This is a genomic window from Asanoa sp. NPDC049475, assembly GCF_040676915.1.
Taxonomy (GTDB): Bacteria; Actinomycetota; Actinomycetes; order Mycobacteriales; family Micromonosporaceae; genus Asanoa.
The window spans coordinates 357755-371803 of the sequence record NZ_JBFAPY010000002.1; the positions used below are offsets into that span (position 1 = coordinate 357755).

The 14049-nt window shown below is 71.4% G+C and carries 10 protein-coding genes; 7 read left to right on the forward strand and 3 right to left on the reverse strand.

Annotation, left to right across the window (positions count from 1 at the left end):
* Window positions 1-38: 38 nt before the first annotated feature.
* The 5 genes from AB0J88_RS07855 to AB0J88_RS07875 all read left to right on the forward strand — a co-directional run bounded on the left by AB0J88_RS07855 (window position 39) and on the right by AB0J88_RS07875 (window position 8639).
* Window positions 39-3947 carry a ThuA domain-containing protein gene (locus AB0J88_RS07855; RefSeq protein ID WP_364347254.1) on the forward strand — a complete coding sequence of 1303 codons (3909 nt, stop codon included), beginning with the start codon at window positions 39-41 and terminating at the stop codon, window positions 3945-3947.
* 59 nt (window positions 3948-4006) lie between these two features.
* Window positions 4007-5614 carry a SpoIIE family protein phosphatase gene (locus AB0J88_RS07860; protein WP_364347252.1) on the forward strand — a complete coding sequence of 536 codons (1608 nt, stop codon included), beginning with the start codon at window positions 4007-4009 and terminating at the stop codon, window positions 5612-5614.
* Entirely contained in the window at window positions 5615-6133 is a 519-nt protein-coding gene (locus AB0J88_RS07865; protein ID WP_364347250.1) for a 2'-5' RNA ligase family protein, read from the forward strand. It begins immediately after the preceding gene.
* An 84-nt stretch (window positions 6134-6217) separates the two neighbouring features.
* Entirely contained in the window at window positions 6218-7663 is a 1446-nt protein-coding gene (locus AB0J88_RS07870) for a hypothetical protein (protein ID WP_364347248.1), read from the forward strand.
* Between the two features lie 79 nt (window positions 7664-7742).
* A complete protein-coding gene (locus AB0J88_RS07875; RefSeq protein ID WP_364347246.1) occupies window positions 7743-8639 on the forward strand; it encodes an aldo/keto reductase in 897 nt (298 codons plus the stop codon).
* On the opposite strand, the gene AB0J88_RS07880 is transcribed toward AB0J88_RS07875, so the two are convergent.
* Complete coding sequence (locus tag AB0J88_RS07880; RefSeq protein ID WP_364347244.1) at window positions 8634-9212, reverse strand: cadmium resistance transporter; 579 nt, start codon at window positions 9210-9212, stop codon at window positions 8634-8636. The two genes, AB0J88_RS07875 and AB0J88_RS07880, sit on opposite strands and share 6 nt — an antisense overlap.
* A gap of 40 nt (window positions 9213-9252) precedes the next feature.
* On the opposite strand from AB0J88_RS07880, the gene AB0J88_RS07885 reads away from it, so the two are divergent.
* On the forward strand, window positions 9253-9615 hold the full coding sequence (locus tag AB0J88_RS07885) for a hypothetical protein (protein WP_364347242.1): 363 nt from the start codon (window positions 9253-9255) through the stop codon (window positions 9613-9615).
* Window positions 9616-9680: 65 nt separating this feature from the next.
* Here AB0J88_RS07885 and aceB read toward each other — a convergent pair whose 3' ends face one another.
* Window positions 9681-11216, reverse strand: a complete 1536-nt coding sequence (gene aceB, locus AB0J88_RS07890) for a malate synthase A (protein WP_364347240.1) — start codon at window positions 11214-11216, stop codon at window positions 9681-9683.
* Entirely contained in the window at window positions 11216-12481 is a 1266-nt protein-coding gene (aceA, locus tag AB0J88_RS07895) for an isocitrate lyase (RefSeq protein WP_364347238.1), read from the reverse strand. The genes aceB and aceA overlap by 1 nt, the downstream gene beginning before the upstream one ends.
* 172 nt (window positions 12482-12653) lie before the next feature.
* On the opposite strand from aceA, the gene AB0J88_RS07900 reads away from it, so the two are divergent.
* Complete coding sequence (locus tag AB0J88_RS07900; RefSeq protein ID WP_364347236.1) at window positions 12654-14045, forward strand: short-chain fatty acyl-CoA regulator family protein; 1392 nt, start codon at window positions 12654-12656, stop codon at window positions 14043-14045.
* Window positions 14046-14049: the final 4 nt, after the last annotated feature.

A 14049-nucleotide genomic window follows, 5' to 3' on the forward strand; every position in this document is an offset into this window, starting at 1 on the left:
GCACGCTTCATGACCGTCCCCATGAGAAAGGTCCGATCATGTTGCGCAGAGCGCTGCTCTGCGTCGCCCTCGTGGCAGCGGCACTCGTCGGTATACCGGCGACACCCGCTCTCGCGGCCGACTTCTCCGTGCTGGTTTTCAGCAAAACGGCGGGGTTCCGGCATGACTCGATCCCGGTGGGCATCACCGCGATCCAGCAGCTGGGCGCGCAGAACAACTTCACTGTCGAGGCCACCGAAGACGCTACCGCCTTCACGACCGCCAACCTGGCCCGCTTCCAGGCCGTCATCTTCCTGTCCACCACCGGCGACGTGCTCAACGCGTCCCAGCAGACCGCGTTCGAGAGCTACGTCCGTGCCGGCGGCGGCTACGCGGGCGTCCACGCCGCGGCCGACACCGAGTACGACTGGTCCTGGTACGGCAGCCTGGTCGGCGCGTACTTCCTCCAGCACCCGGCCATCCAGCAGGCCACCGTGCGCGTGGAGGACAGCAGCCACCCGTCGACGGCCGGCCTGCCGGCCAACTGGGTGCGCACCGACGAGTGGTACAGCTACCGCACCAACCCTCGCGCCAACGTGCGGGTGCTGGCCAACCTGGACGAGTCGACGTACTCCGGCGGTGGCATGGGTGACCACCCGATCGCCTGGTGCCGCGCCTACGACGGCGGCCGTTCCTGGTACACGGGCATGGGCCACACGCAGGAGAGCTACGCCGACACGAACTTCCGGAACCACCTGCTGGGCGGCATCCGGTACGCCGCACAGGGCACCGGCAACTGCTCGGTGGGCTCGGGACCGGTCGACCCACCGGGCGCCTTCGCCCAGGTGACGCTGGCCAAGGGCGTCGCCGAGACCGGCGAGCCGATGGGCCTGACCGTGCTGCCCGACCGCGGCGTGCTGCACACCTCGCGCGACGGCGTCGTCCGCTACACCGACGCCGCCGGCAACACCAAGGTGGCGCTGACGCTCGCGGTCTACAGCCACGACGAGGAAGGCCTGCAGACCATCAAGGCCGACCCGGCGTTCGCCACGAACCGCTGGGTCTACATCTACTACGCGCCGCCGCTGTCCACACCGGCCGGTGACGCGCCGACCACCGGCACCGCCGCGCAGTTCGCGCCGTTCGACGGCGTCAACCGGCTGGCCCGGTTCACCGTGCGGGCGGACAACACGATCGACCCGGCGTCCGCGGTCACGGTCATCGACGTGCCCGCCAGCCGCGGCCAGTGCTGCCACGTCGGTGGCGACATCGACTTCGACGCCGCCGGCAACCTCTACCTGTCGACCGGCGACGACACCAACCCGTTCGACTCGGGCGGCTACGCGCCGCTCGACGAGCGGACCGACCGCAACCCGGCGTTCGACGCGCAGCGCTCCTCCGGCAACACCAACGACCTGCGCGGCAAGGTGTTGCGGATCAAGCCGTCGGCGTCCGGCGGCTACACGATCCCGTCCGGCAACATGTTCGCGCCGGGCACGGCCAACACCAAGCCCGAGGTGTACGCCATGGGCTTCCGCAACCCGTTCCGGATGAGCGTCGACAAGGCGACCGGCATCGTCTACCTCGGCGACTACGGGCCGGACGCGGGCACGGCGGACCCGAACCGCGGGCCGGCCGGCACGGTCTCCTACGAGCGGATCACGCAGCCCGGCTTCTACGGCTGGCCCTACTGCTCCAACTACAACACCCCGTACCACGAGTACACGTTCCCCAGTGGACCGTCGCTGGGCCAGTACAACTGCGCGGGTGGGCCGACCAACAACTCGCGCAACAATACGGGTCTGACCACGTTGCCGGCGTCGCGGGCGGCATGGCTGCCCTACGGCGGCGGCCAGGACCCGCCGGGCATCTGCTGTGGCAGCCTCTCGCCCATGGGCGGCGCGGTCTACCGCTACAACGCCGGGCTCAACTCGAGCGTGAAGTTCCCGCCGTCGTACGACGGAAAGTTCTTCGCCACCGAGTTCGGCCGCCGGTTCATCAAGACGATCAACATCAACACCAACGGCACGCCGGGTACGATCACGAACTTCCCGTGGACCGGCACGCAGGTGATGGACTACGAGTTCGGCCCGGACGGCGCGCTCTACGTGCTCGACTACGGCACCGGCTGGTTCGGCGGCGACGCCAACTCGGCCGTCTACCGCATCGAATATCAGGTGACCGGCGGCAACCGGCCACCGGTGGCGGTCGCGTCGGGCAGCCCGACCGGCGGCACCGCACCGCTGACCGTGCAGTTCTCCTCGGCCGGCTCCACCGACCCCGACGGCAACACGCTGACGTACGCCTGGGACTTCCAGACGAACGGCTCCGTGGACTCGACGGCGGCGAACCCGACCTTCACCTACACCGCCAACGGCCAGTACACGGCCACCCTGACGGTGCGCGACCCGTCTGGCGCCTCCGCGACGGCCAGCGTGGTGATCGGCGTCGGCGGCCCGACGATCAGCGTGTCGTTGCCGCAACCCGGCCGGCTGTTCAGCTTCGGTGACCAGGTGCCGTTCACGGTCAACGTCACCGACCCGGCCAACCCGACGATCGACTGTTCCCGGGTCACGGTGACCTACGTGCTCGGGCACGACTCGCACGGCCACCCGATCACCAACGGCACGGGGTGCAGCGGCAACATCCAGACGACGGTGGACGGCGAGCACGACGTGTCGGCCAACATCTTCGGGATCATCAACGCCGCGTACACCCCGCCGGGCTCGACCACCGCGATCAACGCGACCCCGGTGGTCCTCCAGCCGCGATCGCGGCAGGCCGAGCACTACGGCAACCAGCAGGGCGTCAGCATCGTGACGTCGACGGCGGCGCAGGGTGGCAGCGCGGTCGGCAACATCGGCAACGGTGACTGGATCTCGTTCAACCCCTACTACCTGTCCGGACTGGCCACCGGGTTCACCGCCCGGGTGTCGGCGCCGGCGGGTGGCGGCGGGACGATCACGATCCGGTCGGGCTCGGCCACCGGCACGGTGGTCGGCACGGCCACGGTCGCGGCGACCGGGTCGTTCGACACGTTCGCCGACGTGAGCGGCACGATCACCGCTCCGACCACGTCCGGGCCGCTGTTCCTGGTGTTCACCGGCGGGTCGGGCACGGCGCTGTTCAACGTCGACTCGTTCACGTTCACCAACGGTGGCACCCCGCCGACCGGCACCAACCTGGCGCTGAACAAGCCGGCGACGGCGTCGAGCCTCGAGGACCCGGTCTACCCGGCGTCGAACGCCGTCGACGCGTCACCCACCACCCGCTGGGCCAGCGCGTTCGCGGACCCGCAGTGGATCCAGGTCGACCTCGGTGCCACGTACTCGATCGACCGGGTGCGGTTGCTGTGGGAGGCCGCGTACGGATCGGCGTACCGGATCGAGACCTCGACCAACGGCACCACCTGGACCGTCGCACGGACGGTCACTGGCGGCAACGGCGGCGAGGACGACAACACGGGCCTCGGCGCCAGCGGCCGGTACGTCCGGATCTACGGCACGGCCCGCGGCACGGCGTGGGGCTACTCGCTGTTCTCGTTCGAGGTCTACGGCGGTGGCGGCCAGCCCCCGACGGCGACCAACGTGGCGCTCAACAAGCCGGCGACAGCCTCGAGCGTTGAGAACGCGGCGTTCCCCGCCTCGCTCGCGGTGGACGCGTCGACCACCACCCGGTGGTCCAGCGCGTTCGCCGACCCGCAGTGGATCCAGGTCGACCTGGGCCAGACCTACTCGATCAGCCGCGTCAGGCTGCTCTGGGAGGCCGCGTACGGATCGGCGTACCGGATCGAGACCTCGACCAACGGCACCACCTGGACCGTCGCACGGACGGTCACGGGCGGTAACGGGGGCGAGGACGACAACACCGGGTTGTCGGCAAGTGGCCGATACGTCCGGATCTACGGCACGGCCCGAGGAACGGCGTACGGCTACTCGCTCTTCAACCTGGAGGTGTTCGGAAGCTGACCTTTCGGTGGGGGGTGCGGTGCCGCGCCCCCCACCACGGTCGGAGTTAGGCTGTGCGCGTGATCGAAGGGGCCGCTGACAGCGACGAGCGCCTGCGAGGCCTCGAGGCCGTCACCGACGCCGTCCTTTCGCACCTCAACGTCGACGAGCTCCTCAGCGAGCTGCTCGACCGGGTCTTCGACCTGCTCCAGGTCGACACCGCGGTGATCATGCTGCTCGATCCGCACGCCCGGCAGCTCGTCGCCACCGCCGCCAAGGGCCTCGACCAGGAGTTCCGACCAGGCGTACGCGTGCCGGTCGGCCGCGGCTTCGCGGGTCGGATCGCCCGTGACCGGCGGCCGTTGATCATGGACGACATCGCCGAGGAGACCGACACCAGCGCCCTGGTGCGCGGCGGGGGAGTCCGGTCGCTGCTCGGCGTGCCGATCTTCGGCGGTGGCGAGCTCGCCGGTGTGCTGCACGTCGGCAGCGTGCGGCCCCGCGCGTTCACGGGCAACGACGTGCGCCTGCTGGAGATGGTCGCCGACCGGGCCAGTGTCGCGACCCACACCCGCGCGGGCACGGTCGACCGCGACACCGCCCTCGCCCTGCAGCGCAGCCTCCTCCCGACTGCCCTGGCAACGGTGCCGGGGGTGGAGATGGCCGCCCGCTACCTGCCCGGCCACGACTCCGGCGTTGGTGGCGACTGGTACGACGTGTTCACCCTCCCGTCCGGCTGGCTCGGCGTGGTGGTCGGCGACGTGTCCGGTCACGGTCTCGCCGCCGCCGTGGTGATGGGGCGACTGCGCAGCGCGCTGCGGGCGTACGCCCTGGTGTGCTCCGACCCGTCCGACGCGCTGACGCACCTCGACGCGAAGGTCCACCACTTCGAGACCGGCAACCTGGCCACCGTGCTGTACGCGATGATCCCGCCCGCGCGGGACAGCATCCACATCTCGCTGGCCGGCCACCCACCGCCGGTGCTGGTCAGCGCTGACGACCATGTCGAGTTGCTGGCCGCGCACACGGACGTCCCGCTCGGCATGGGCCGCCCGGCCACCGACCGGCGCACCACGGTCGTCGACTTCCCGCCGGGCGCCCTGCTGGTCTGCTACACCGACGGCCTGATCGAGCGCCGCCGCGAGTCGATCGACGTCGGCCTGGACCGGCTGCGGGAAACCGTCTGGCCGGGTGAGCCCGACGAGGTGTGCACCGCGCTGATGCTCGTCGTGGGCGAGGAGCGCCCGACCGACGACACCGCCCTGCTCGCGATCCGTCGATCCGGCCCGCCGCCGCGACCGGAGCCTCGGGTGCTGCTCGACGAGGCGTTCGACCGCGCGGGTGTCGCGGCGCTGCGCCGCCGCGTCGCCGACGAGGCCTCGCGGCACGGGATGCCCGACGAGGAGGCTGACGACTTCGTGGCCGCGGTCAACGAGGTCATGACCAACGCGATCCGGCACGGCGGCGGCGCGGGCACCCTGCGCCTGGTCACCGACGGCGGCGGCCTGGTGAGCGAGGTCCGCGACCGCGGCACGGGCTTCCCGGCCGCGGCCTTCCTCGCCCGCGAGGAACGACCGACCCCGTCGTCGACCGGCGGCATGGGCCTCTGGATCGCCCAGCAGACGAGCCACCTGCACATCGAGAGCGGCCCGACAGGCACGCTGGTGCGCATCACCGCGGCCGGCTGAATGGTCGCGGCGCTGGAGCTCTACCTGGACAGCGACGCGACCCGGCGCTTGCGCGCGCTCTGGAAGGCGCTGGAGGCGGAAGGCATCCCGACGCTGGCGTCGCTGCAGGACTCCAAGCACCGCCCGCACGTGTCCCTGGCAGCCGCTTCGCGGCTGTCTCCGGCGGCGGTCGCCGCCGCGCTGGGTGACACCCCGGTCGGCCGGGGTCTGGAGGTGGACCTCGACTTCGTGGGCCAGTTCGTGGGCCGGGTGCTCTGGCTGGGCGTGACGCCGACGGAGCCCCTGTTGGCGCGGCACCGGGAGGTCCACGACCGCTTGGCCGCCGGCGGTGTCGAGGTCTGGGACCACTACCGACCGGGCCTCTGGGTGCCGCACTGCACGGTCTCGCTGCGGGTGCCGAACCCCCTGATGGGCGCGGCGGTCCGGCGCTGCCTGGAGATCCTGCCCCTACGGGCGACCGTCACCGGCGCCTCGGTCACGGACCACGCCAACGACATCGCCCACCCGCTGCCGGGCTGACCCAGCCGACCGGACGCATATCTCGGTCGCCGCCGTCGTATGCCGCAGCGCACAATGGCCCCTGTCAGAAGCGGGGGAGGGCGCATGTCGGGTCCGGGCAGGACGACGGAGACGAGCGAGCTGGCGCAGAGCCTGTTGGAGCTGCCCGCAACCGGTGCCGAAGCCGAACGGGACGCCGCCCTGCGCACCCTGGACGCGGCCGACGCCCGTTGGTGGCTGGGGTTCGACGAGTCGCTGCGGTCGCACTGGTCCTGGGCGTTCCACGGTTCCTGGCCGGTCGTCGCGCGGGTCGCGCGCGGTGGTTTTGACGCCCTGGACGTGGTGCTGGCGGGCTGCCACGCGGACGGTCGGATCCGGGAGGCGGTGCTGGCGCGGTTGGCCACCCTCGGCAGCCCGGCCGCGACGACGCTGCTGGCGATCCGCACCGGCGACTGGGTCCCGCAGGTGCGCGACCGAGCCCGACGCGAGGTCGACGCGCTGCTGCCGACGGCAGGCGAGCGGTCGCTGCTCGCACTGGCTACCACCGCGACCGCGACCCGCAGGCGATTCAACGGTGGTTGGCTGGCCGCTCGGATCGACGGACACGTCACGGGCCTGACCGCCGAGCGGCTCGAGCCCTTGCTGCGGCTCGGGGACTCCCGCCTTCGACGGATCGCCTACCGCACCGCGATCGACCGCCACCTGATTGACGCGGACCACCTCGCCAGGGCCGCCACCAAGGACCACGACCAGGCGATCCGCATCATGGCGGCCCGGGCCGCCGTGGCCGGTGCCAGGAGCCTCGCCACCCTGCACCGGTTGGCGGCGAGCCGGACCGCCGTGGTCCGGGCGGAAGCACTGACCGCCCTGGCGGCCGGGGGCGACACAGCGGCCGCGATCGGCGCGCTGCCGGACCGGCACCCGGTCGTCAGAGACGTCGCCCAGGACGCTGTTCGCGCCACCGGCGGCGACCCCGCCGAGCACTATCGACGTCTCCTCACCGGGAGCGTGCCGCCGCCGGGGGCGGTCGCCGGCCTTGGTGAGACCGGCGGTCCGGCCGACGCTCCCGCGCTGCGCGCGAGCCTGGCCCACCCGCGCGCGCGTGGCCGCGTGGCGGCTCTGCGCGCCCTTCGCCGGCTCGGTGGCCTGACGACCGACGACGCCGTGGCGCTGTTGACGGATCCGTCGAGCGCCGTCGTCAAGAACGCCGTCGCCGCGCTGGTGCCGGCCGCGGCGACGCTCGACGCCGGGTTGCCGGAGCGGTTGCTCGCGCCCGGGCAGGCTCGGCATGTGCGGCTCGCCGGCTACCGGCTCGCCGTCGCGCGCGGCCCGTGGCAGCGGCTGATCGCCGATCTTCGCCTGCTCGACGACCCCGACGAGCAGTTGAACCACGTCGCGCGGGTCGATATCCACGGGTGGTTGTCCCGAGCGGCGACTGTCTACCGGACGCCGACCTCCGCGCAGCGCACCGAGCTGGCCGCCCTGCTCGACCGCGCCGTACCCACGCTCGGGTCCGCCGGTGTGCTGCGCTTCCACGCCGGGCTGACCTGATTCATCCTAGGATGCCTTATGGGATGTGGCGCGGGTGGGTTGGGGTCGGTGCCGGCTGGTCAGGGTGCATGCTGTCTGGGTGGGTTTTGATCGACTGGATCTGACGGTGCCGGTGCACCGGCTCGGGCTCGGGCTCGCGGCGCTCGGCCGGCCCGGCTACATCAACCTCGGCCGCGACCGGGACCTGCCCGCCGAGCGCACCGTCGACGCCATGCGGCGGAGGACCCACGAGGTGCTCGACGCCGCGTACGCCGCCGGCATGCGCTATTTCGACGCCGCGCGCAGTTACGGTCGTGCCGAAGAGTTTCTGGCCAGTTGGCTCGACGGGCACGACGACGTCGTGGTCGGGTCGAAGTGGGGCTACACCTACGTCGCCGGCTGGCGGGTCGACGCCAAAGTCCACGAGACCAAGGACCACAGCGTCAAGACCTTCGACCGGCAGGTGGCCGAGTCGCTGGCCCTGCTCGGCACGCGGCTCGACCTCTACCAGATCCACTCGCTCACGCTGGAGAGCACCGCCCTGACCGACTCCGAGCTGCACCGACACCTCGCCGACCTCGGTGCCGCCCGCGACGTGACCATCGGCGTGTCCACCAGCGGCCCGCGACAGGGGGAGGCCATCCGGGCAGCCATGGAGATCGAGGTCGACGGCGCGCCGCTGTTCCAGAGCTTCCAGGCCACCTGGAACCCGCTCGACCCGTCGGCCGGGCCGGCTTTGAAGGACGCCCACGACGCCGGGCGGCACGTGATCATCAAGGAGGCCGTGTCCAACGGCCGGCTCGCCGACCGGGATGCCGACGTGCTCGCCCACGCGCTCGCCCAGCCGTGGGTCGACGTGGTGCTCTCCGGCGCCGCCACGACCGGGCAGCTCGCCAGCAACCTGCGGGCGCTCGACGTCACCGACCCGGGAAAGCTGCCGAGCCCGGAGACGCCCGACGAGTACTGGCGGAACCGGGCCGCACTGCCGTGGTCATAGCAGTTGCGACAGGATCACGAGGCCGATCGCCACGAAGACCAGCGGCACCAGAGCGTGCCCGAACCGGCCGAGCGCGGCGATCACGCGCCGGTGGCCGCCGAGCCACGAGGCCGCCAGGCACCACACCGCGACCAGCACCGCGAAAACCGCGATCGTGACCAGGCTGTCGACCACCCCGACGGTACGGAACACCGGCGTGTAGACGGCGATGTTGTCAGCGCCGTTGGCCATCGTCACCGCGGCCACCGACACCAGGCCGCTCGCGACCGGCGGTGCGGCGTCGCCGGGGGAGCGGACGGTGGCGATCAGCCCGCGTACGCCCAGCGCCAGCGGGATCAGCCCCAACAGCCCGACCCAGCGGTCCGGCAGCAGCGTCAGCCCGAGGGCCGCCGCGCTGGCGATCGCGACGAGGGCGGCGATGCCGGCGTACTGGCCCGCCCAGATCTGCCACGGTCGCGGCTTTCCGGCGGTGCGGGCCGCGAGGAACAGCACGGTGAGCACGATCAGGTCGTCGACGTTCGTGCCCGCGAAAATGCCGGCGGCGGCCGCCACGGTCCCCGCTAGATCCGTCACCCGACGGACCTTACGCCACGCGGCGCGTACTCTCGGATCCGTGGCCTTTGCCCTGCTCGCGCTCGTGGCGGCCGTCGCGGTGAGCATCGCGGTGGCGGCCTGGCGCAAGGGCGCCGCGGCCCGGCGCTGGCACCTGCTGCGCGCCTGGGCCGACGGCGCGGGCTGGCAGCTGCGCCTGTCCGCGGCCGAGGTCGGCTGGCTGCCGGCGGTCAACCTGCCGATCGCGGTCGTCGACGGCCGGCACGAGCAGCACGAGATCGCCGTCGTCTGGTCGGCAGGCAAGGGCGCGACCACGACCGTCTATCTGCGCGTGGCCGACCACGGTGCCGCGGTCGCCTCGTACCAGCGCTGGCTGGACCCGACGGAGCTCGACGAGGCGGTCCTCACCGCCCTGCCCGGCTGACCACGCGACGGTGCCCCCTGCGGCTGCCGTGTTCCGCAGGGGGCACCGTCGCCGGTGTTGCCGGCTCAGACGAGATAGCGCGCGTACGCCTCCGGCGTGAAGAACGCCGGTAGTTCCTCGGCCAGCGCCGTCTCCAGGAAGATCCGCGCGGCCGCCGGCCGCAGCCCTGCCTCCTCGTCGTCCACGATGGACCGCACCAGGTCCTCGGTGACCACGTCGCCGCCGGCCAGCGGCGTGCGGTGGTGCACCCACTGCCACACCTGGCAACGCGCGATCTCCGCGGTGGCCGCGTCCTCCATCAGGTCGAAGATGGCCGCCGCACCGGTGCCGCGCAGCCAGCTGTCGAAGTAGCGCAGCGCGACGGCCACATTGGACCTCAGCCCTTCGGCCGTGACCGCGCCCGGGGTCAGGTCGACCGCGAGCAGGTCGTCGGCGTTGACCGCGACCTCGTCACGTCGGCGGTCGAGCTGGTGCGGCCGGCTGCCCAGCACGGCGGTGAAGGCGGCCTCGCACGTCGAGACCAGGCCCGGGTGCGCCACCCACGAGCCGTCGAAGCCGTCGCCGGCCTCGCGCTCCTTGTCAGCGCGGACCTTGCCGAACGCGACCTCGTTGACCGCCGGGTCGCGGCTCGGGATGAACGCCGCCATGCCGCCGATCGCGTGCGCGCCGCGCTTGTGGCAGGTCTTGACGAGCAGCTCCGTGTACGACCGCAGGAACGGCACGGTCATCGTCACGTCCGCGCGGTCCGGCAGCACGAAGTCGGCGCGCTGGCCGAACTGCTTGATGATGCTGAAGATGTAGTCCCAGCGACCGGCGTTGAGCCCGGCGGCGTGGTCGCGCAGCTCCCAGAGGATCTCGTCCATCTCGAACGCCGCGGTGATCGTCTCGATCAGCACGGTGGCCCGGATGGTGCCCTGCGGGATGCCGAGGTAGTTCTGCGCGAAGACGAACACGTCGTTCCACAGCCGGGCCTCGCGGTGGCTCTCCAGCTTCGGCAGGTAGAAGTACGGACCCTTGCCCGCGTCGAGCTGCCGCTGCGCGCAGTGGAAGAAGTGCAGCCCGAAGTCGACCAGGCTCGCCGAGATCGGCCGGCCGTCGACCACGATGTGCTTCTCCGCCAGGTGCCAGCCACGCGGCCGGACCACGATGGTCGCGGGGTCGGGGCCGACGACGTAGCGCTTGCCGGAAGACTCGAAGTCGAGCTCGCCGTCCAGGGCCGCGATCAGGTTGGCCTGGCCGCCCATCAGGTTGTCCCACGTCGGTGCCAGCGCGTCCTCGAAGTCGGCCAGCCAGACCCGCGCGCCGGAGTTGAGCGCGTTGACGGTCATCTTCCTGTCCGGCGGGCCGGTGATCTCGACCCGCCGGTCGACCAGGCCGGGCGCGGGCGGCGCCACCCGCCAGCTCGCGTCCTCGCGGATGTGCGCCGTCTCCGGCAGGAAATGCGGCAGCTGTCCGGCGGCGTAGCGTGCCCGCCGAGCCCGCCGGGTGTCCAGGAGCGCCACCCGGCGGCCGGCGAACTCGCTGTCCAACGCGACCAGGAAGTCGAGCGCCTTCGGGTCAAGGATCTCGTCGTACCCCTGACCCAGAACCTCGATCCTCATCAGAACTGCTCCTCTTCGGTCGAGCCGCGCAGCGCGGTGGTCTCGGCGGCGGGGTTGAGCACCGTGCTGATCAGGTCGAAGTAGCCGGTGCCGACCTCGCGCTGGTGCTTGACGGCGGTGTAGCCGTGCTCCTCGGCCGCGAACTCCTTCTCCTGGAGCTCCACATAGGCCGGCATGCCGTCGGCGGCGTACCCGCGGGCCAGGTCGAACATCGAGTAGTTGAGCGCGTGGAAGCCGGCCAGGGTGATGAACTGGAACGCGTACCCCATGTGGCCCAGCTCCCGCTGGAACTTGGCGATGGTGGCGTCGTCGAGGTGCTTGCGCCAGTTGAACGACGGCGAGCAGTTGTAGGCCAGCAGCTGGTCGGGATACCGCTGCTTGATCGCCTCGGCGAACGACCGCGCCTCCTCGAGGTCAGGCGTGCTGGTCTCCATCCAGATCAGATCGCTGTGCGGCGCGTACGCCAGACCGCGCGCGATGCACGGCTCGATGCCCGCGTGGACCCGGTAGAAGCCCTCGGCGGTGCGCTCGCCGGTCAGGAACCGCTGGTCGCGCTCGTCGATGTCGGTGGTGAGCAGGTTCGCGGCGTGCGCGTCGGTGCGGGCCACGATCAGGCTCGGCACCCCGGCGACGTCGGCGGCGAGCCGGGCGGCCTCGAGGGTGCGGATGTGGTGGCCGGTCGGGATCAGCACCTTGCCGCCGAGGTGGCCGCACTTCTTCTCGGACGCGAGCTGGTCCTCCCAGTGCACGCCGGCCGCACCCGCGTTGATCATCGCGCTCATCAGCTCGTAGGCGTTGAGCACGCCGCCGAAGCCGGCCTCCGCGTCGGCGACGATCGGGGCCAGCCACTCGGTGTCGTCGTTGCCCTCGGCGTGCGTGATCTGGGCGGCCCGCAGGAGCGCGTTGTTGATCCGGCGGACCACGGCCGGCACCGAGTTGGCCGGGTAGAGGCTCTGGTCCGGGTACGTCTGGCCGGCCAGGTTGGCGTCGGCCGCCACCTGCCAACCGGACAGGTAGATCGCCTTGAGCCCCGCCCGCACCATCTGCACCGCCTGGTTGCCGGTGAGGGCGCCGAGCGCGTGCACGTAGTCCTCCTCGTGCAGCAGGCTCCAGAGCCGTTCGGCGCCCCGGCGGGCCAGCGTGTGCTCCTCCTGGATCGCCCCGCGCAGCCGGACCACGTCCTCCGCGCTGTAGGTGCGCTCCACGCCACGCCACCGCGGCGCGGTCGCCCACTCCTGCCGCAACTGCTCCGCCGAAATGGTCATCGCCGACTCCTTAAGTCGAAAAGCCTCTGCGGCCACGGTCGCACAGCGCTAAATGAGCCCGCGAGATACGGAACGAGCCAATTGTTGAAAAGTCCGGACCCGGTTTTTGCGAAGTTGCGAATGGCGATTTAGCAACGTGCTAACATCGCGTCAGATGTGGGAGGAGAGGCGCATGGCGACAAAGACCTTCGCGGGTGCGCGGCTGCGCCGGCTGCGCGAGGACCGCAGCGTCTCCCAGATCGACCTCGCCCGCCAACTGGGCATCTCGCCGAGCTACCTCAACCAGATCGAGCACGACACGCGGCCGTTGACCGTGCCGGTGCTGATGCGGATCACCGAGGTGTTCGGCGTCGACCCGGCCTTCTTCGCGCCGCACGACACGCCGCGCCTGGTCGCCGACCTGCGCGAGGCGCTGCCCACCCGGGCCAGCCTGCACGACCTGACCGAGCTCGCGACCAAGCTGCCCGACGTCGCCGAGGCGGTGATCGACCTCTACCGGCGCTACCGGCAGACCGACGACCAGCTCGCCGAGGTGGTCGGCGACCGCGACGTGGTCGCCGGCCGCAGCCCGCACGACCAGGTCAGCGACTTCTTCTACCGCCGGCAGAACTACGTGCCCGCACTCGACGAGGCGGCCGAGGATCTCGCCGGGCGCCTCGGTGCCCGGCGCGGCGAGATCCTCGAGACGCTGCGCGACCGGCTCTCCACCCGGCACGGCGTGCGCATCGTCCGCGAGGACCACGACCGGCTCGGCGGCGACCTGCACCGCTATCATCCTCAGACCCGCACGTTGCATTTGTCACTGTCATTGCGACCGGGCCAAATGGCGATTCGGATGGGCGCCCAGATCGGCATGTTGGAATATGCCGACATCATCGACGAAATCATCGAGGAAGAGAAGTTCGATGACGTCCAGACGCAGATTCTCACGCGGGTCGGCCTAGCCAGCTATTTCGCCGCCGCGTTGATCCTGCCGTACGGCGTCTTCCTCGCCACGGCCGAGCGGATGCGCTACGACATCGGCCTCCTGACCGAGCACTTCGGGATGGGCTGGGAGAGCGTCTGCCACCGGCTCTCGACGCTCCAGCGGCCCAAGGCACGCGGGGTGCCGTTCTCCTTCGTCCGGGTCGACCGCGCCGGCAACATGTCCAAACGCCAGTCGGCCACCGGTTTCCCGTTCTCCCGCTCGGGCGGCACCTGTCCACTCTGGAACGTCTACGAGGCGTTCAACGCGCCCGGCCGCGTGATCACCCAGATCGCCGCGATGCCCGACGGCCAGCGCTACCTGTGGATCGCCCGCACGGTCATCCACCAGCACGCCGGCTACGGCCAGCCGGGCAAGGCGTTCGCGATCGGTCTCGGCTGCGAGATCCGGCACGCGGGCCGGCTGGTCTACTCGGCCGGCATGGACCTCGACGCGGTCGACGGCGCGACCCCGATCGGCCCCGGCTGCAAGACCTGCGAACGGCTGACCTGCCCCCAGCGGGCCGCGGCGCCGATCGGCCGCCGCCTCGATCTCGACGAGAATCGCAGCACGTTCATCCCGTACCCCCTGATGGGCTGAGTTA